This is a genomic window from Mycobacterium sp. D16R24 (genome assembly GCF_002013385.1).
Taxonomy (GTDB): Bacteria; Actinomycetota; Actinomycetes; order Mycobacteriales; family Mycobacteriaceae; genus Mycobacterium.
Map to the genome: position 1 here is coordinate 1 of NZ_MAEV01000017.1, position 16,877 is coordinate 16,877.

Genomic DNA, 16,877 nt, shown 5'->3' on the forward strand with positions numbered 1-16,877 from the left:
CTTAAACCATGGTTCAAAAGCTCGGCTGTTCACCAATATGTCACCGATGGCGAGCCTTTAGGGGACGTGCTGTACATAGAGCGCGGCAGCAAGCCCACCGCGCCGGAGACTGCCTACCTCAACCAGTTCAAGACAATTCTGGAATCACGCAGTGAATTCGTCAATAACGGACGCCCGTGGCAGGAGCTTCACCGGGCGCGCGAGAGGCGGATCTTCGAGGGACCAAAGCTTGTGTGCTCATACCGCACCTACAACAACAGTTTTGCCTACAACGAGACACCGTTCTACGCGGGCGCTGATCTGACGCTTATTACGGCCGACGCTTCAGCCCAAATAGATCTTTTTTACCTTCTTGGTCTACTCAACTCCAGCTTGATGTATACCTGGTTCTATCATCGCGGGAAGCGGAAAGGCGACATGCTGGAGCTCAAGGCTGTCCCTGTTTCTGAGGTACCCATTGCCCGCAGCGAGCAGCTCGAGAAAAAAATCGCAGCTGTTGCACGGACGGCGCATTCCGAGCTTACGAAGACCCCCGGAGCAAACATCAACCAACTCAATGTGAAGCTCGATGAACTGGTTTACGAGCTCTACGAATTGGGAGAGTTAGAGAAGCAAGCAGTCGGAGACTTTGCAAAGTCCAAGTCCGCGATCCGTAAGATGGCCTCAGCCGCGGACACGGAGACCGCATAAGCGTCTTCGCTTTCTCTTCTCCCTGCCTTCTCATCCCGAGGCAGAATCTTGCGGCATCTGTCAAAGAGCGCAATATTAGTTCACGATAAGGTCGACTCCGTTGTGCGCCCGTGATTGCGGCGATTCTTCGAACGCGTCCAAGACTCGCACGCCGAACGCGGTTGTCATTGCCGACTGGATTTCTTCCTTCGTCATCCAACAGATTTCACGCGCCTCATCTGTTGGATGAGGTTCGCCCCCCGCTGGCCGACACAGGTACACCAACGCGACAATTCCGTGGGTCAGATTTTTGTATACACCGGTGAGGCGTTCTACCGCGACCTCTAACCCCGTCTCCTCAAACACCTCGCGCCGGACGCCAGCCTCGAACGATTCGTCGAGCTCAAGGACTCCGCCTGGGGCTTCCCAATGCCCGTTGTCATCGCGCTTGATGACCAGTACCCGGCCGTCGTCGCGGACCACAATGCCGGCGACGCTGACCGAGTGTTTCGGCGTGGTGCCCATGCGAAACTCCTGCTTGAGAGGTTCCCTAGTGACAGGGGACGTGTCGTTTCCCTAGACTAGTCGCCTAGACAAGCAAAGGATGACTCTCAGTGCTGCAACTTGGCCAGATCGACCGAGCGGACGACAAGCCGCCATATCGGCAGATCGCTGGCATGTTGCGCGAGGCCATCAACACGGGCCAGCTAGCCGCAGAAGAACGCTTGCCATCCGAGGCGGCGTTGATCGACCACTTCGGAGTGGCCCGGATGACGGTCCGCCAGGCCGTACAAGAACTGCGTTCGGAAGGCCTTGTGATCTCCGAGCACGGCCGCGGGGTGTTCGTTCGACCCACGGCTCCAATTCGGCGGCTCGCATCGGACCGGTTCGCGCGGCGACACCGCGCCAGCGGCAAGGCGGCGTTCACTGTTGAAGCAGAGAAGTCCGGCTACACGCCAACGGTCGACAACATCGCAGTGTTTCGGGGTAAGCCGAATCCTGTTGTTGCCGAACGCCTTCGTCTGACAGCAGATGACGACATTGTCGTGCGATCACGGCGCTACCTCGCGGACGGCCGACCGGTCGAGACCGCGATTTCGTACATTCCTGCCGACTTCGCGCAGGGCACCAAGATCGAACAAGTCGACACCGGCCCTGGCGGCATCTACGCAAGACTCGAAGGGGCTGGCCACAAGCTCGCCCGATTCACCGAAGAGGTCGGCGCGCGGATGCCCACCCCCGAGGAACGCCGTGTGCTCCAGCTCCCGGCAGGCGCCCCAGTCCTGACGGTGGTTCGGACGGCATATGACACCAACGACGTGGCCGTCGAAGTGTGCGACACCGTGAAGGTGGCATCGGCCTACCTGCTCGAATACGACTTCTCAGCACTCTGAGCGTTAGCGAGTGCCTAGGATGCGCCTAGTCCTTGACTTACTCCTCTAGACGACTAGGTTGGTGAGTCATCTAGTCAAATCCACTCGAAAGGTTCACCATGTCCATCCCCAAATGGCTCCAGATCGGGCACGACCAAGTGTTTTCATGCGGCGCGTTCGTCGTGTCGGAGGTGACGCCGATGATTGACTTCGACAAGTCCTCGGGCGAGAACCGCGTACAAGCGAGGGACCGCGACACGGGTGTACCGATGTGGCAGGTCGAAGTGCTCGACGGAGATCCGGCAGCACCGAAGCGCAGCCGCACGGTGACGGTGAAGTTCGCCGCACCAGTGCAACCCATCGCGCCGACCAATTCCAGCGGAACACCCTTCACTCCTGTGGTTTTCGAGGGACTGACCGCCCTGCCATACATCGAAAAGTCGGGCGACTTCTCGCGGATCGCGTGGTCGTTCCGAGCCACCGATATGAAGGCGCCGGGAAAACCGTCCACGGCGTCCAACTCTGGTCGGGAGTCGGCATGAACCCCGATCCGTTCGCGCCGGTCGATCTCGATAGTCCGTTCCGAGCCGACCACGTGCTGGACCTCCTTACCAACGTCGCGCTGTGCGTGGCGGTCGTCGTCGGCATCACCGGCGCGGCCCTCATCTACTGGCGGCTGCGCTCACCAGAAACTTACGAGGACCGTGTCGCGACCCCTACGCGGCTCCTGCGCTGGCGACTCTGGGCACACATCTCATGGCACAGGCTGTGCAAGCGCTGCGGCTTGTCGGCCTCCGAGCAGACCACCCGCCGCGACAACGAAGGACGGCAGGTCTCGTCGACACGCTGGTTTCATCCAAAACTGTTGGGAACAGTCGTGTCTCGCACCAGTCTGCATCTGACGGTGCGGGCAAGGATGGGACAGACCGTCGACGACTTGGAGCGCGCGGTTCCCGCGATCCGCGACGCCGCGGGCGCACACTCGGCACGGTCGGTTGCCATTTCCCCCGGGACGCTTCGGATCGAACTGGTCATGCGGGAACAGTTGTCGTCGGTAGGTAGCGCCACTCCCCCGACAGCTGTTGCGACGACGCGAGTCACGCTCGGCCGATCCGAGAATGGGTCAGCCTGGTCCCTACCGTTGAGCGGCCGGCACACCCTCACGGTGGGCTGCTCAGGTGCAGGCAAAGGCTCCGTCTTCTGGGGCATCGCCGGTGGCCTCGGACCCGCTGTTGCCGCCGGCGTGGTTCGCCTGGTGGGAATCGACCTCAAATACGGCATCGAGGTGGCGGCCGGGTCCGCCCTGTTTACGAAGATCGCCACCACCGAAGCCGACGCAGTGGAAACCCTGGCTGCGCTGGAAGAGTTGATGGACAAACGTGGCAACACGATGGCAGGTCGCACGCGCGAACACAGTCCGACTAAGTCCGCCCCCTTGGTCGTTCTGCTGATCGACGAGCTGGCCGGAGTCACTGCGTACATGAGCGATCCAGCCCTGCGCAAAGAAGCCGCCGCCTCGTTGTCGCGGATCCTCACTAAGGGCCGTGCCCTGGGGATCGTGGTGGCGGCGTTCCTCCAAGACCCCCGCAAGGAAGTCCTCCCGATGCGAGGGCTGTTTACTCAGACGATCGCGCTCCGGCTGCGTTCCCGCGACGAGGTGACGATGGTTCTCGGCGATGGCATGGCCGACACCGCACCTGCACACCGGATCAACCCCGACCGACCGGGTACCGGCTATGTCATCGCCGAGGACGGCCACGTGACCAAGGTGCGATCCGACTTCTGGAGTGATGACCAAATCCGGTTCACCGCAGTGCAATACGGACGGACGCACACCATCGGAGGAAAGCGCAATGAGTGACGCCTGGGCTATCTTCGCGCCGCCCGACAAGGATCAATTGGCGCGACATGCAGATGATCTGATCCACCGCGCCAATCACGTCCGCAGAGACGGTTGGGATCAGTATCGGCACGTCTGGTCCTGCGGCGAAGTCATCGGCACCGCCCTGGTCCTGGGTGATGACGCCGAGCTCCAGCGCTGCGGTGAGACGACGATGTCTGCCTTGGAGCGGTGGGCATATGACCTCTGGGGTATCACCGGCGGTCAAGCCGACACCGATGCCGGATTGCCGCGGACACAAGCATGGTTCGACTCCCTCATTGCCGACACCTCACCGACAACGAGGTGACGCGATGGTCCCTCAAGGTCTGCGCGAAGCCCTCGTCACGACGGGCGGATTCCCCGAGCTGCTAACCGCCGAGCAGGTCTCAGCGCTGCTTGGTGTCTCCGCTGCGACCCTCAACCGCTGGGCGGCGACTCGCGAAACGACCGGCGAACAGATCGGTCCGCCCTGCTACACGTTGTCAGAGCGGGTACGCCGCTGGGACTGCGCCGAAGTCCGGTCCTGGCTGAAGCAGGTGCGTCGATAGTGGCCGGCAATACGCCGCGCGGAATCCGTAAGCGCCTCAACGCCGCTGGCGATCCGCGCTACCAAGTGCGATACCTGGTCCGCGATCCGTTGGCGCCATCTGGCTGGGTCGAGACGTCGGCCACGTTCCCGACGTTGCGCGAGGCGAAGGCATTCAAATCCGAACGGGACAACGAAGCCGCACTCGGCGCTCGTCGGTTCGATCCACGCCTTGGCCGCACGCCGCTGAGCCGGGTCTGGACGCAGTTCTCCGATTCCAAGAAGCCCGCGGTCTCCCCGAAGACCTGGAGCGGCTATTCCCAGCACTGGGAACTGCGCATCGCGCCGCGCTTTGGTCATGTTCCCGTCGACGAACTCACCCGCGCAGAGGTTCAGACATTCGTCGACAGCTTGCTGGTCGGACCGTGGGCGAAGGTTTCCACGTTGCGGCTCTTGCGTTCGATTCTCGATGTTGCCCACCAGGACGGCCGTATTCACCGCAACCCCGCGGTTGGCGTCTCAGCGGGACGCATCCCTGAGCGTGAACGTCACCGCTACCTGACCGTTAAGGAGGTCCACCAACTCTCGGCCGCTTGCGGCGACCAGGGCGACGTCGTGATCATCCTCGCCTACACCGGCCTGCGATGGTCCGAACTCGTCGGCCTTCGTGTCAGAGACATCGACCTGCCCGCGCGTCGTCTGTACGTCCGGCGCGCTGCGCCCGAAGTCGAAGGCCGGATCGTCATCGGCCCCACCAAGACGGTAGCCGGGACCCGAACCATCCCGCTCCCCCAAGTCGTCGTTGACGCCCTGAGACCTCGCGTAGCCGGCCGCGCTGCCGACGAGTCTGCCGTCACGTCACCCAACGGAAAAATGCTGAGGTCCAACAACTGGCGCAGGCACACGCACTGGAACAACGTCCTCAAGAAGACACGCCTGGCACCGCTGACCATTCACGAACTGCGCCACACCTACGCCAGCCTGGCCCGCAAGTCTGGCGCCGACCTGCGCTACGTCCAGAAGACCATGGGCCACTCCACGCCGACTGTCACCGCCAACATCTACAGCGACCTCTACGCCGACGAACTAGACCACGTGGCAACCAACCTCGATCAACTTCACGCGACTGAGATTCAAACGAAGACCGGACAAGAACCGGACGAAATCAACCGACCATCGAGTGCATAATCCGTATCAATGCAGGTCAAACATTGTGGCCAGGGCCGGGATCGAACCGGCGACCTTCCGCTTTTCAGGCGGACGCTCGTACCAACTGAGCTACCTGGCCGGACGGCAGATCCACAGAAACTGCCTCGCCGTACTGGCGACCCTGACGGGACTCGAACCCGCGACCTCCGCCGTGACAGGGCGGCGCGCTAACCAACTGCGCCACAGGGCCTTACTCTGCTCCCAGTATGACTGGTTGCGTACCCCCAACGGGATTCGAACCCGTGCTACCGCCGTGAAAGGGCGGCGTCCTAGGCCACTAGACGATGGGGGCCCATGTCCGAATCACTCCGGGGTACTCATCAACGCGGTCACGTTGGGAGCTCGCCTAGCTTAGGGCACAACCTCCCCAGAACCCAAACCGGATTACCTCGGCGCTGACTCACCGGCGCGACCAGTATTCTGTCTCGGCACGCCCCTATAGCTCAGTTGGTAGAGCTACGGACTTTTAATCCGCAGGTCCCAGGTTCGAGCCCTGGTGGGGGCACCAGTAGCACCGTCGTCATCGCCGTCTGGCAGTGAGCGATATCCGGTGAGGATGTAGTTCGCGTCAAGGCCGAGCTTGTCGCAGATGCTGTCCACTTCCTCGACTTACCATCGAACGCCGCCAAGGGTTCGGCGCGACAGCCAAGGTTGGCTTACGCCAAGCTCTTTGGCCGCGCTATTCACCGATCGGCCCAACGCAACCAGCTGGGCCACGGCGCGCAAGGGCGGGCGCCGTGGCGTGCTGTACGGCGATGACACGCTCGTGAGCCACGTCGAGCCCTTCCCGCGCGACAGGGACACCACCCCGACAGCAAGGGATCACCGAGACCGACGCCAGGCGACGCTATGGCACTCGGCCGGGTCAACGGCCGCGCCAGCGACGAGCTGGACCGGATTCGCAACCCGCTGTCGACGACCATCCGCGACATGTGCGAGACGCGGGGGCTCGAGGCGCCCGAGTTTCGCGCGCAGCCAACGCCTCTTTGGTCATCGAAGCGGAAGCCGCGCGGTCTGCCGATCGGTTCGATATCGATTCCGCACCACCGGTCAGACAGGACGCATGTCGGCGTTGCTTTGTGACGCTGCCGACCTCAGCGGCCGGGCCATTGTGTGACGACCGCAACGGCACCCCGGAGATGCGCGCAAGCCCGCCGAGGCCCCGGACAACCTGCGCCTGACCTACGCCAGAAAGCGCGGCGAAGACACGCACTCAGTCGCGACGACGACACGGATGGCCAAGTGGCCGCACCCGCACGCCGCCACCCACGGCGGTAGTGGCGACATGCCGCCTCTGCCTGAACGGACCGAAGGCCGTCTGTAGCGAACTATTCATCGATCCGCTGTTAGGGTTGCGACTGCCTCCGCGCTCACCTCACCCCCCGATGGTTCGAGCGCGGGGGCACCTTTGTCATTTTTTCAGCACTCCAGCATCTTCGGCGCCGGTGAGCTTCTGAGTGCGGGAGGTGAGTTCGTTGTAGTGCTTTTCGGCTAGCTGGTGTGTTTCGTTGGCTTGTTGCCAGAGCAGTTCGTCGGAGATATTTTGGCGTATACGGCGCAACAGGTTGGCCATATGGGTGCGCAGTACCTTGGTGATTTGGCGTTGATCTTCTAGGAGCCACCGGTAGTCGGAGTTGGCAACGGCTGCCTGGTATTGCCGGTGGTGCTCGGTTTCGCGTTCGGTCTTGCGGCGCTCGATCGCTTGGGTGGCTTCCTCACGCGCTGGCGCCGACGGCGCGCTGACTCCTCGCGTCTGGTGCCGAGGCAAGGTGCGGCAGCACCCCTGGTCCTTCGCAGAGCTCGCCAAGCGCGCACAGCAGTCACGCTCGGCCTTCAGGCAGCGGTTCACCGCGCTGCTGGGACAACCGGCCCACCGGCTACATCATCGAGCGGCGACACCGGTCTCAATGACCTCAGGTCAGCGACTGCCCCTGCGGCTCAGCACAATTCCGGCGATCACAATCGCCCCGCCCAGCGGTTCATGCCAGCCGATGCGCTCGCCCAATAACAAGGCGCCCAGCAGCACCCCGATCACCGGGGTCAGATAGGTGACCGACGAGGCCGCGGTGGCACCCCATCCGTTGATGATGCGGGTGTTCCAGACGTAGGCCAACCCGGTCCCCAGCACCCCAAGCGCCATCATGCTCAACACCACCGCCGGAGTCGCGTCCATCCGGTGGCGGTCCACGAGCGCCACCACGACGGTCATCAGCACCGCCCCCACACCCACCTGGATACCGGCGACCGCCAGCGCGGGCAGACCCAGCGGCGTGACGTACTTGCGCATGTAGACGAAACCGATCCCATAGCTCAGAGTCGCCCCAAGACAGGCGAATTGTGCGAGCACGGGGCCCCCGTGACCGAGCAGCTGCCATGGGGCCAACACCACGCACACACCCACGAACCCGAGCGCCAATCCGAGTAGCTGCATCCGGCCGGGGCGCTCGGCCCGCAGCGCCATCAGTGTCACCAGCGTGGTCATCAAGGGGGTCGCCGCGTTATAGATACTCGCCAACCCGGAGTCGATGGTCTGCTCGGCCCACGGATACAGCACGAACGGAACAACGCACAGCGTCAGTGAGACGACGCCGATATGTCCCCACACCTTGGCCTGGCGCGGCAGCGGAACTCGCAGCAGCAGAACCAGGAAAACGAGAGTCAGGGCACCGAAATCCAGGCGCGCTGCCGCCACCTGCAGCGCCGAAAGCCCCTGCAGACCGACCTTGATGAAGAGGAAACTCGCACCCCACACCAGGGCAAGAGCGGCGAACTGAAGAGGGAGCCAGCGATTGCGGGTCGGAGCGACGGTCGCGGTGTCCACTGAGTGATTCCACAGCACAACTGACCACAAGCGCCAGCGGATTTCGGACGTCACACGCCGGTGCTGGACCCCGGGCGCACGATCATCAGCACGGTGACCACCGTCCACAGCAGGTTGAAGATCCCGGTGAACATCGCCAACCGCGCGAACACCCGCCCATCGAGCGACTCACCTGCGCCCAGCTGGGCCAGCACCCGCTGCTGCCGCGGCAACACCACAAACACCAGCACCGCCGCTGCCGCCCCCGTCAGCACCAGCGATGCGATCAGCCAGGGGGTGCCCAGGACGCCCATCAGATCGGCCAGCGGCAGCCCGAACATCGGAATCGCGATACCTACCGCCGCGTACACCCGGCAGACCCGATGCAGGGTGCGCAAGCTCCCTAGCTCGCTAATGCCGTCGGGCGAGGCCGCGGCGCGACGTGCGAACGCTGGAAACATGCTGGCCGCCACAGTGATTGGGCCCACCGCGAGGATCACCGCTAGCACGTGGATCGAGAGCAATACCTTGGTCACGCGCAGACGGTATCGGTCCCGCCGCAGCACCGAAAGCCCGCCGCTGGCCATATTTCGACGACTTTCGGCCGTATCGTTCCCCAATCTTGGGAGTATGTGCCAATGGGCCGTCGAATACTGATGTACTTCACCGTGTTCGGGATCGCGATGTGGTTCTTCGGAAACCTCTACGAGGCCATCGTGATAGGACCGAACATCGCTGGTGACACCAAGGAGCAGCTGAAGGCATTTCAGCAGTTCACCGAGGTGGCGAACCCCGTGTACTACTACATCCCGCTCACCCAGATCGCCGCCATCACCCTGATCGTCTGGTTCGTGCGCACCCCGCGCAGAGCCCCCGAGAAACTCTCGCTGTTCCTGGCCTGCCTCGTCGAGATCGCGGCCGTCGCCCTGTCCGTCTATGTCATCGTCAAGCTCAACATGACGCTCTTCTTCGGTGCGCTGGGCGAAACTCCCAGTGAGCTACATCAGCTCGCGCTGCAATGGAACGTGCTGAACCTCGTCCGCGTGGTTCTCACCGCGATCGCGCTACTGTTCGCCCTGAGAGCCCTGCGCCTTGTCTGGCAGTCCTCCGGTCGACACCCGACCGCCGCCGAGTGAAGCTTCCCCTGTTCCGAACATCTCAACGAGGAGATCTGCATGTCCAGTACCCCAAGGACAGTGGTCATCACCGGCGCGAACGCCGGAATCGGCCTAGCCACGGCACACCGGCTGGCCGCCGATGGGCACACCATCGTGATGGCCTGCCGCAATCAGCAGAAGGCCCAGGCAGCGCGCGATGAAATCCTGGCCGCAACGCCCAGCGCTCCCGTCGACGTCATGTCGCTGGATCTGTCCTCGTTCGAGCACATCCACCGCTTCGCCGGCGAGCTGGCCGCACAGCATCCCCAGGTCGACGTGCTGATCAACAATGCCGGCGCCTCACCGATGCGCCAGTCCAGCACCGCGGACGGATTCGAACTGCAGTGGGGGGCCAACTATCTGGGCCCCTTCCTGCTGACGCACCTGCTGCTTCCGCAACTGCAGGCCGCCCGAACCGGCGATGCCCGCGTCATCCACCTGGCCTCCGTCGCCCACAGCGTGGGCAGGATCAATGAAAAGACCTGGCGTGGAAGGCATTTCTACTTCACCTTCTCCGCCTATGCGCAGTCGAAAATGGGTAATCTCATGTTCAGCAATGCCCTTGCCCGCCGCCTCCCCGCTGGAGTCACGTCGAACGCGCTACATCCCGGCAACGTCAGATCCGAGATCTGGCGTGAGATACCGCAGCCCATCCGGCCGCTGGTGATGCTGGCGCTGATCACACCGGAGCGGCCCAGCCAGCTGATCACCGACATGGCGGTCGCGGAGGAACACCACGGGCGCAATGGGGAATACCTCACCGCGCAAAAGCCGAGCCCGGTACGGCGCTACACGAAAAATGTAGCGGCGCAGGATGATCTTTACGCCAAGAGCTGCGAACTGGTCGGCGTCGAGCCCCTGCCGGTGCGCAGATAGCAGACCTTCTCACCTCAGCGCGTGAATTCCGTTGTACAGCACCATCACACCGATCACGACCAGGATTGTCGCCATCAAGGCCGCGTTGTTCTCCTCCATCCAATCCTTGAGCCGGCCCATGGTGTCGTCGAGGCGGTGGCCTGCGGCTGCGTAGGCCAGTATCGGGGCGGCGACTGTCGATGCGGCGACGGCGACGAAGAACGCCGCGGCCATCCAGCGATCCGCGGCATCCAGCCCGCTGGCGCCGATCGCCAATCCCGCTGGAACGCAAATGAATAGGACGTCGGGCCGCACCACGACCAAAGCCGCCCCCGTTATCGCCGCCCGCGCCGGGCCGATCGTGCCGAACGATCTCATCCAGCCCGGCGACTCGGTGTGATGATGCCGAGTGAGCCACCGATAGATACCGAACAGGATGAGCGCCGAGCCAAGAACCACGCGCACCCACGAGGCCCAGTTCGGCACCGATCGGTGCAGCCCGCCGAGTAAGCCGGTGGCACCGACGCACAGCGCCGTAAGCGCGGCCAGGCTCAACAGCCACCCGGCAAGGAAGGCCAGACCACTGGGCCGCGGCCTCGGCGACTGCAAGACCAACACCGCCGGGATGACCGTGATCGGCGACAGCGCGATAACCAGTCCGAGCGGAACAAGCCCGGTGAGAACCGAGCCCCAACTTCCTGCCATGAGCAGCATCTTCGCACCATGAACACGATGTCACCGGCGAAAAGTACAGATAGGCAGCCCGCCCGTTAGGACGCCGTGGGGCTGTAGTGGTGGGGACTGTCGCGCAGCCCCGCCGGAGGCAGATAGCGCGTTGAAGTCTGCGGCAATGGCGCGTCGGCGGGCATCCGCCCGGTCGCCCGGTCCCACCCCGCTCGTGCACGCGGATGTTTTCTCAACCGGAACGGCACGAGGCGGAAGATCGCGTGGTTTACCCGCCCCAGCCGCTCAAGACGCCGCTCGTCGCGGTCGGTCCACGTGTACCCCAGGCGCTTTCGCACGGAATCATCGAACATTCCAACCATCACCCACTCAGAGAACCGGGTGAAGATGGGAAGCGCTATGCGCCATATCCAGGCCGGCATCAACGGCAAGAACGGCGGCTTGGGCAACTGGGCGAAATCCAGCAGATCACGCGTCGCCTTGTTATCCTCTAAGACGTTGGCGCACATGTCATCCCAATAGTCCTGAAACTCCTCCCAGGTCTTGGGCACCGGCCGCATGCTCATCCCGTACATCTGGTACCAGACGATGTGCTCATCGAAAAGCTGCCGCTTCTGCGCCTCGGTAAGTCCCCCACCAAACCGCTCCACCGAGAGCAACAACGCCTTGAAGAAGGTTGCGTGGGCCCAATAGAAGACGTCGGGGTCGAGCGCGCTGTACCGGCGCCCTTGACTGTCAACACCTTTGATGCCGACGTGATATCCGCGCACCTCGGCGCCCGTTATCGGCGCACGATCCCCGTCGAAGACCACGCCGGTGATCGGATACAGCGACCGCAGGAGCCGTTCCCACCGTTCACGCAGAAAGGTGGAGTGCTCCTCGACGGCGGCACCGAGTTTCGGGTGCATGTTCTGCATCGCGGTGGCGTAGGAGCCCATCAACATCCCGGACCAGTCCGCGGTGAGTTTCCACGTCAACGACTCCGGTCCCAGCGGCACCGGCATGGACCGATCCGAACCGTGGGTGACCGGGCACCCCGCCGTCAGAGAATCGACCTCGCCGTCAGTCATAACGTGCTCCGGTGTCGCTTATCGCCAGAAACTGAATTGATATTCAGTTATGGGACGACGTTAAGGCGCCCTATGTGGTCACGTCAAGCACCAAAATGGCCGGGGTCAGGAAACCTTTGGGTTGTAGTGCCGGGAACTACCCCAGGTATCCAACGGTGGCAGGTTGCGATCCGGGGTCTGCACCAGTGGGGCGTCGGTGGGAATCCTTCCCGTGGCACGGTCCCAGCCGGCCCGGGCCCGCGGGTGGCGCCGCTTGCGTTCGGGCACAAACTTGAACAGCAGATTGACACCCTGACCGAACTTGCGGTGCAGCCACTCGTCACGTGCTGACCATGTGTACCCAAACCGCTCTCGGACCGACGGGTGATACAGCCCAACGGTCATCCACACGAACATCGGTGCCACCAAACGACGCTGGAACCGCCACAGACGCTCGGGAATCCATGGCGCGAACGGCGGCACCGCCAGCGTGGACAGGTCGAGCACGTCCCGCGCAGCCTTGTTGTCCTCCAACACATTCGCGCACATATGCTCCCAGTACACCTGGAAGTCCTCCCAGGTTTCGGGAACGGGCCGCATGCTCATGCCGTACATGCGATACCACTGCACGTGCTCGTCGAACAGCTGCCGCTTTTCGGCCTCGCCGATACCACCGCTGAGCCAGTCCGCCACGATGATCGTGCCCATGAAGAAGGTGGCGTGTGCCCAATAGAAGACATCAGGATTGAGTGCGCTGTACCGCCGCCCCTGAGCGTCGACCCCCTTGATACCGATGTGATAGTCGCGCACCTCGGCGCCCGTCCTGAGGGCCCTGTCCCCGTCGAACACGACGCCCCCGATCGGGTACAGCGAGCGCAGGAGGCGCTGCCAGCGCTCCCGGAAGAACAACGAATGCTCTTCCACTGCGGCACCCAACTGCGGATGCATGTTCTGCATGGACCCGGCATACGGTCCCTGCAGCACTCCCCGCCAATCCCCGAAGTACTTCCATGTCAACGACTCAGGGCCCAGTGGCACAGGCATCGCCGGACCCGCTCCGTGGCTCACCGGACAGCCCGACATGAAGGTGCCGGATTCCGCGACAGGCTGCGTCTCGGCGAGCTCGGACATATCGTTAACCATTCGGAACGCTCCGTTGCAGTTCGACGTATAGTGACAATCAAGGTTGTCAACTTTGATATCAGACTAGGAGGCCCGTGGCCAGCGGTCAAGCGCAACGACGTAGCTGGGCGGGCATCTCAGCGGCCGAGCGCGCAGACGAGCGGCGGCGCGAGCTCATGGCGGCCGGCGTGCGACTGCTGGGGCTCAGCCCCCGGCCGGCCGTGACCGTCCGGGCCGTATGCCGATCCGCTGGCATGACCGAGCGGTACTTCTACGAGAACTTCTCCGACCGCGACACCTTTGTTCGTGCGGTTTACGACCACGTGGGCTTTCGCGCAATCGAAGCGCTCAGCGGTGCCCGTTCCGCACATGAGGGTGTCGACGCTTTTGTCCGGCTCATGGTCGACGAACCCACCATGGGTCGAGTCCTGCTGATAGCGCCGACCTTTGAGCCGACGCTCTCGGAATCCGGTTATGACTGGCTGCCGCGATTCGTCGCGTTGTTACAGGGAAAGCTCAGCACCAACCTCGCCGACGAGGTACAGCAACAATTGGTGGCAACCAACCTGGTGGGCGCGCTGACAAGTCTTTTCAGGGCATACCTGAACGAGGAGCTGAACGTGGGTCGGCAGCGGTTCGTGGACTACTGCGTGCAGATACTGCTGCAGGGCGCTACCGCGACACCGTCGAGCGGGGCGACGGGGTCGACTACGTCGCTGCGGACTTCGCCTTATCCTCAGCAGCCTTCTTAGCCGCCGCGACCTCTGCCTTGTAGCAGCGCAGGGTCACGTGGACCATCTTTCCGCGGTCGTCTTGACCCTTCTTGACGGTGAACGCTTCCTGATGCGCGACAAGGCAATTGTCGAGGCCCACTTGATCGCCAGAGCGGCCTGCAACGACAACCGTGTAGCCCTCACCCTGAAGAGTGGAGGAGGCGTCGGAGTAGAACTGCCCGGTCGTATCGGTTGGGCCACCGGCATGGGCTAGCCCGGCCATCGCCAACGAGAAACCCGCACCCGCAACCGCGACGACGGTCGCGTTGACTACCGACTTCACTGGATACACCTCCACCTTGGAATGTAGGCAATCATACTGTGGGTATAGCGCCCTCGCACCCCGAGCGAGAAACGCATTGATCCGCACGTCGGAAGGCACGCGGACGGGTATTTGTGCGTCACGATCCGAGCACTTGTGTGCAACCGCCGTTTACAGATATATTGACTGCAACTTCCAGATACAGATAACTCTGTCGAGACCTGAGGAACGTGTCCATGCAGAAGGAATTCACCGACCTTGAGTTGCTCCATGAGCTCGAGCCCGTGGTCGAGGAGAATGTCCATCGCCACCTCGGCGTCACCAAAGACTGGAACCCCCACGACTATGTGCCGTGGTCTGAAGGCAAGAACTACAAGGCCCTGGGCGGTCAGGACTGGGATCCGGAGCAGTCCAAGCTCTCCGAGGTGGCCAAGGTCGCCATGATCACCAACCTGCTGACCGAGGACAACCTGCCCTCATATCATCGCGAGATCGCCATGAACTTCACCATGGACGGGCCGTGGGGCACCTGGGTCAACCGGTGGACCGCCGAGGAGAACCGCCACGGCATCGCCATCCGCGACTATCTCGTCGTCACCCGCTCGGTGGATCCGGTAGAACTCGAGAAGCTCCGGGTGGAGCAGATGACCCGCGGCTTTTCTCCCGGCCAGAACCGCCAGGGCGGCGAGGAGCTTTTCGCCGAGAGCTTGTTTGACTCGGTGGTCTACGTGACGTTCCAGGAGCTGGCCACCCGCGTCTCGCACCGCAACACCGGCAAGGCCTGCGATGAACCCGTCGCCGACGAGCTGCTCAAGCGCATCTCCACCGACGAGAACCTGCACATGATCTTCTACCGCAACATGGTCGAGGCCGGACTCGCCATGGCCCCCAACCAGGCCATGAAGTCCATCCACCGCGTGCTCGACAACTTCAAGATGCCCGGATACACGATCCCCGGCTTTCGCCGCAACGCCGTCACCATCGCCACCGGCGGCGTCTACGACCCGCAGTCCCACCTCGAGGAGGTGGTGCTGCCGGTGCTGCGCAAGTGGCGCATCTTCGATCGTGACGACATCACCGGCGAGGGCGAGTGGTACCGCGAGGACCTCGATCGCATCGTCGGCGACCTCAAAAAGACCTCCCAGGACTTCGAGGAAGTCAAGGCCAAGTACCTGGATCGCCAGGCCAAGCGCGCCGAGCGCAACGCCGCCAAGGCCGCCAGGGAAGCGGTCAGTGTCTAATCGACTGACACCGTGACCGCATCCGTCGACCTTCCGAAGGCCCGATCCCGCGAACTGCGGATCGGGTCTTTGGTATTGCCGAGCCCCGTCGTGCTCGCTCCGATGGCAGGCGTTACCAACGTGGCGTTCCGGACGCTATGCCGGGAGCTGGAGCTGGCCACCACGGGCACCGTGAGCGGACTATATGTCTGCGAGATGGTGACCGCGCGGGCCCTCGCCGAACGGCACCCTGTCACGCTGCACATGACGACCTTCTCCCCCGAAGAATCGCCACGGTCGCTACAGCTCTATTCGGTCGATCCGGAAACGACCTACCGCGCCGCCAAGATGGTGGTGGACGAGAATCTCGCCGACCACATCGACATGAATTTCGGTTGTCCGGTCCCTAAGGTCACCCGAAATGGCGGGGGCGCAGCGCTTCCCTACAAGCGGCGGCTGTTCGGTCAGATCGTCTCCGCCGCCGTGCGCGCCACCGAAGGCACCGACATACCGGTCACGGTCAAGTTCCGCGTCGGCATCGACGACGACCACCACACGCACCTGGACGCCGGGGCTATCGCCGAGGCCGAGGGGGCCGCCGCAGTCGCGCTACACGCCCGCACTGCCTCGCAGCGCTACTCGGGCGCCGCCGACTGGAACCAGATAGCCGCGCTCAAGAACCACGTGACAACCATTCCCGTCCTCGGAAACGGCGACATCTTCGATGCCGCCGACGCGGTCGTCATGATGGAACAAACGGGCTGCGACGGCGTCGTCATTGGTCGCGGATGCCTTGGCCGCCCCTGGCTCTTCGCGGAGCTGAGTGCCGTTTTCAACGGTCAGACGATTCCAGTGCCGCCAAATCTCGGTCAGGTCACGGACATCATGCGGCGTCACGCGGTGTTGCTCGTCGATCATTCCGGGGAGGACAAGGCGTTGCGCGATATGCGCAAGCACATCGCCTGGTATCTGCACGGCTTCCCGGCCGGTGGCGACCTCCGGCGCGGGCTCGCACTCGTCAGCACCCTCGCCGAGCTGGACACCCTGCTCAATCAGCTGGATCCCGCCGCGCCCTTCCCCGAGGGCGGAAACGGCCCCCGGGGCCGCCAGGGGTCACCGGGCAAGGTGTCGCTGCCCGATGGCTGGCTCAACGACCCCGACGATTGCACGGTTCCCTCGGCGGCCGACGTCATGCACTCTGGCGGGTGACGTGGGGTCACATCTCGGTTACTGGGCATGGTGATCTGCGGCAATGCTCAGTAGCATGTGACGACGACCGCGCCCCGGGCACGGCGT

The 16,877-nt window shown here is 63.3% G+C and carries 19 protein-coding genes, 4 tRNA genes and 3 pseudogenes; 15 read left to right on the forward strand and 11 right to left on the reverse strand.

Annotated features, from left to right (window positions below):
* Positions 1-690 (forward strand): TaqI-like C-terminal specificity domain-containing protein (locus B4383_RS15320; RefSeq protein ID WP_217700188.1); only part of this gene is annotated, 690 nt, incomplete at its 5' end.
* Between the two features lie 75 nt (positions 691-765).
* On the opposite strand, the gene B4383_RS15325 is transcribed toward B4383_RS15320, so the two are convergent.
* Positions 766-1,194, reverse strand: a complete 429-nt coding sequence (locus tag B4383_RS15325) for an NUDIX hydrolase (protein ID WP_078291658.1) — start codon at positions 1,192-1,194, stop codon at positions 766-768.
* 89 nt (positions 1,195-1,283) lie between these two features.
* Here B4383_RS15325 and B4383_RS15330 point away from each other — a divergent pair, with 89 nt between their 5' ends.
* The 6 genes from B4383_RS15330 to B4383_RS15355 all read left to right on the forward strand — a co-directional run bounded on the left by B4383_RS15330 (position 1,284) and on the right by B4383_RS15355 (position 5,638).
* Complete coding sequence (locus B4383_RS15330; protein ID WP_078291660.1) at positions 1,284-2,063, forward strand: GntR family transcriptional regulator; 780 nt, start codon at positions 1,284-1,286, stop codon at positions 2,061-2,063.
* Between the two features lie 98 nt (positions 2,064-2,161).
* Positions 2,162-2,584 (forward strand): plasmid replication, integration and excision activator, encoded by a 423-nt coding sequence (locus B4383_RS15335; protein ID WP_078291661.1) that lies wholly within the window; start codon positions 2,162-2,164, stop codon positions 2,582-2,584.
* The gene (locus tag B4383_RS15340) at positions 2,581-3,903 is read left to right on the forward strand and encodes an FtsK/SpoIIIE domain-containing protein (protein ID WP_078291663.1); all 1,323 of its coding nucleotides are present in this window, start codon (positions 2,581-2,583) and stop codon (positions 3,901-3,903) included. The genes B4383_RS15335 and B4383_RS15340 overlap by 4 nt, the downstream gene beginning before the upstream one ends.
* Positions 3,896-4,231, forward strand: coding sequence for a hypothetical protein (locus tag B4383_RS15345; RefSeq protein ID WP_078291665.1), 336 nt, complete (start codon positions 3,896-3,898; stop codon positions 4,229-4,231). Before B4383_RS15340 ends, B4383_RS15345 begins: the two co-directional genes overlap by 8 nt.
* Before the next feature lie 4 nt (positions 4,232-4,235).
* Positions 4,236-4,472, forward strand: coding sequence for a helix-turn-helix domain-containing protein (locus B4383_RS15350; RefSeq protein ID WP_078291666.1), 237 nt, complete (start codon positions 4,236-4,238; stop codon positions 4,470-4,472).
* On the forward strand, positions 4,472-5,638 hold the full coding sequence (locus B4383_RS15355) for a site-specific integrase (RefSeq protein WP_078291668.1): 1,167 nt from the start codon (positions 4,472-4,474) through the stop codon (positions 5,636-5,638). The genes B4383_RS15350 and B4383_RS15355 overlap by 1 nt, the downstream gene beginning before the upstream one ends.
* Positions 5,639-5,664: 26 nt before the next feature.
* Here B4383_RS15355 and B4383_RS15360 read toward each other — a convergent pair.
* The 3 genes from B4383_RS15360 to B4383_RS15370 form a co-directional block, all read right to left on the reverse strand.
* A tRNA-Phe gene (locus tag B4383_RS15360) sits at positions 5,665-5,738 on the reverse strand.
* A gap of 34 nt (positions 5,739-5,772) precedes the next feature.
* Positions 5,773-5,849: transfer RNA gene (locus tag B4383_RS15365), tRNA-Asp, on the reverse strand.
* A 29-nt stretch (positions 5,850-5,878) separates the two neighbouring features.
* Positions 5,879-5,951, reverse strand: a tRNA-Glu gene (locus B4383_RS15370).
* Between the two features lie 140 nt (positions 5,952-6,091).
* Here B4383_RS15370 and B4383_RS15375 point away from each other — a divergent pair.
* Both B4383_RS15375 and B4383_RS27435 read left to right on the forward strand, forming a co-directional pair.
* A tRNA-Lys gene (locus tag B4383_RS15375) sits at positions 6,092-6,167 on the forward strand.
* A gap of 210 nt (positions 6,168-6,377) precedes the next feature.
* Positions 6,378-6,923 (forward strand): annotated as a pseudogene (locus B4383_RS27435) (hypothetical protein); the annotation flags it as partial.
* A gap of 147 nt (positions 6,924-7,070) precedes the next feature.
* Here B4383_RS27435 and B4383_RS15385 read toward each other — a convergent pair.
* Positions 7,071-7,427, reverse strand: coding sequence for a hypothetical protein (locus B4383_RS15385; protein WP_078291670.1), 357 nt, complete (start codon positions 7,425-7,427; stop codon positions 7,071-7,073).
* A 7-nt stretch (positions 7,428-7,434) separates the two neighbouring features.
* On the opposite strand from B4383_RS15385, the pseudogene B4383_RS26355 reads away from it, so the two are divergent.
* Positions 7,435-7,527: pseudogene (locus B4383_RS26355) on the forward strand (AraC family transcriptional regulator); the annotation flags it as partial.
* 50 nt (positions 7,528-7,577) lie between these two features.
* Here the strand turns inward: B4383_RS26355 and B4383_RS15390 are convergent.
* Positions 7,578-8,480 carry an EamA family transporter gene (locus B4383_RS15390; RefSeq protein ID WP_078291887.1) on the reverse strand — a complete coding sequence of 301 codons (903 nt, stop codon included), beginning with the start codon at positions 8,478-8,480 and terminating at the stop codon, positions 7,578-7,580.
* Positions 8,481-8,530: 50 nt separating this feature from the next.
* Positions 8,531-8,995 carry a DUF2269 family protein gene (locus B4383_RS15395; RefSeq protein WP_078291889.1) on the reverse strand — a complete coding sequence of 155 codons (465 nt, stop codon included), beginning with the start codon at positions 8,993-8,995 and terminating at the stop codon, positions 8,531-8,533.
* Positions 8,996-9,097: 102 nt separating this feature from the next.
* Here B4383_RS15395 and B4383_RS15400 point away from each other — a divergent pair, with 102 nt between their 5' ends.
* Entirely contained in the window at positions 9,098-9,595 is a 498-nt protein-coding gene (locus tag B4383_RS15400) for a DUF1772 domain-containing protein (protein WP_078291671.1), read from the forward strand.
* A 39-nt stretch (positions 9,596-9,634) separates the two neighbouring features.
* Entirely contained in the window at positions 9,635-10,492 is an 858-nt protein-coding gene (locus tag B4383_RS15405) for an SDR family NAD(P)-dependent oxidoreductase (RefSeq protein ID WP_078291673.1), read from the forward strand.
* A gap of 9 nt (positions 10,493-10,501) precedes the next feature.
* Here B4383_RS15405 and B4383_RS15410 read toward each other — a convergent pair whose 3' ends face one another.
* From B4383_RS15410 to B4383_RS15420, 3 genes and pseudogenes are all read right to left on the reverse strand, one after another.
* Positions 10,502-11,176 carry a GAP family protein gene (locus B4383_RS15410; protein ID WP_078291890.1) on the reverse strand — a complete coding sequence of 225 codons (675 nt, stop codon included), beginning with the start codon at positions 11,174-11,176 and terminating at the stop codon, positions 10,502-10,504.
* 65 nt (positions 11,177-11,241) lie between these two features.
* On the reverse strand, positions 11,242-12,225 hold the full coding sequence (locus B4383_RS15415; protein ID WP_078291675.1) for an oxygenase MpaB family protein: 984 nt from the start codon (positions 12,223-12,225) through the stop codon (positions 11,242-11,244).
* 105 nt (positions 12,226-12,330) lie between these two features.
* A pseudogene (locus B4383_RS15420) lies at positions 12,331-13,239 on the reverse strand (oxygenase MpaB family protein); the annotation flags it as partial.
* 182 nt (positions 13,240-13,421) lie between these two features.
* Here B4383_RS15420 and B4383_RS15425 point away from each other — a divergent pair.
* Entirely contained in the window at positions 13,422-14,078 is a 657-nt protein-coding gene (locus tag B4383_RS15425; RefSeq protein ID WP_078291682.1) for a TetR/AcrR family transcriptional regulator, read from the forward strand.
* Here the strand turns inward: B4383_RS15425 and B4383_RS15430 are convergent.
* Positions 14,035-14,382: a hypothetical protein gene (locus tag B4383_RS15430; RefSeq protein ID WP_078291891.1), complete on the reverse strand. Its 348-nt coding sequence runs from the start codon at positions 14,380-14,382 to the stop codon at positions 14,035-14,037. The two genes, B4383_RS15425 and B4383_RS15430, sit on opposite strands and share 44 nt — an antisense overlap.
* Positions 14,383-14,597: 215 nt before the next feature.
* Here B4383_RS15430 and B4383_RS15435 point away from each other — a divergent pair, with 215 nt between their 5' ends.
* Positions 14,598-15,602: an acyl-ACP desaturase gene (locus B4383_RS15435; protein WP_078291685.1), complete on the forward strand. Its 1,005-nt coding sequence runs from the start codon at positions 14,598-14,600 to the stop codon at positions 15,600-15,602.
* Between the two features lie 12 nt (positions 15,603-15,614).
* Positions 15,615-16,790 (forward strand): tRNA dihydrouridine synthase DusB, encoded by a 1,176-nt coding sequence (gene dusB, locus B4383_RS15440; protein ID WP_139360808.1) that lies wholly within the window; start codon positions 15,615-15,617, stop codon positions 16,788-16,790.
* Positions 16,791-16,877 lie beyond the last annotated feature (87 nt).

Bases quoted from the DNA above. Each gene is read 5' to 3' on its own strand.
- B4383_RS15405 (WP_078291673.1), top strand. From the start codon at position 9,635: ATGTCCAGTACCCCAAGGACAGTGGTCATCACCGGCGCGAACGCCGGA.
- B4383_RS15435 (WP_078291685.1), top strand. From the start codon at position 14,598: ATGCAGAAGGAATTCACCGACCTTGAGTTGCTCCATGAGCTCGAGCCC.
- B4383_RS15335 (WP_078291661.1), top strand. From the start codon at position 2,162: ATGTCCATCCCCAAATGGCTCCAGATCGGGCACGACCAAGTGTTTTCA.
- B4383_RS15350 (WP_078291666.1), top strand. From the start codon at position 4,236: ATGGTCCCTCAAGGTCTGCGCGAAGCCCTCGTCACGACGGGCGGATTC.
- B4383_RS15325 (WP_078291658.1), bottom strand. From the start codon at position 1,194: ATGGGCACCACGCCGAAACACTCGGTCAGCGTCGCCGGCATTGTGGTC.
- B4383_RS15410 (WP_078291890.1), bottom strand. From the start codon at position 11,176: ATGGCAGGAAGTTGGGGCTCGGTTCTCACCGGGCTTGTTCCGCTCGGA.
- B4383_RS15345 (WP_078291665.1), top strand. From the start codon at position 3,896: ATGAGTGACGCCTGGGCTATCTTCGCGCCGCCCGACAAGGATCAATTG.
- B4383_RS15400 (WP_078291671.1), top strand. From the start codon at position 9,098: ATGGGCCGTCGAATACTGATGTACTTCACCGTGTTCGGGATCGCGATG.
- B4383_RS15340 (WP_078291663.1), top strand. From the start codon at position 2,581: ATGAACCCCGATCCGTTCGCGCCGGTCGATCTCGATAGTCCGTTCCGA.
- B4383_RS15415 (WP_078291675.1), bottom strand. From the start codon at position 12,225: ATGACTGACGGCGAGGTCGATTCTCTGACGGCGGGGTGCCCGGTCACC.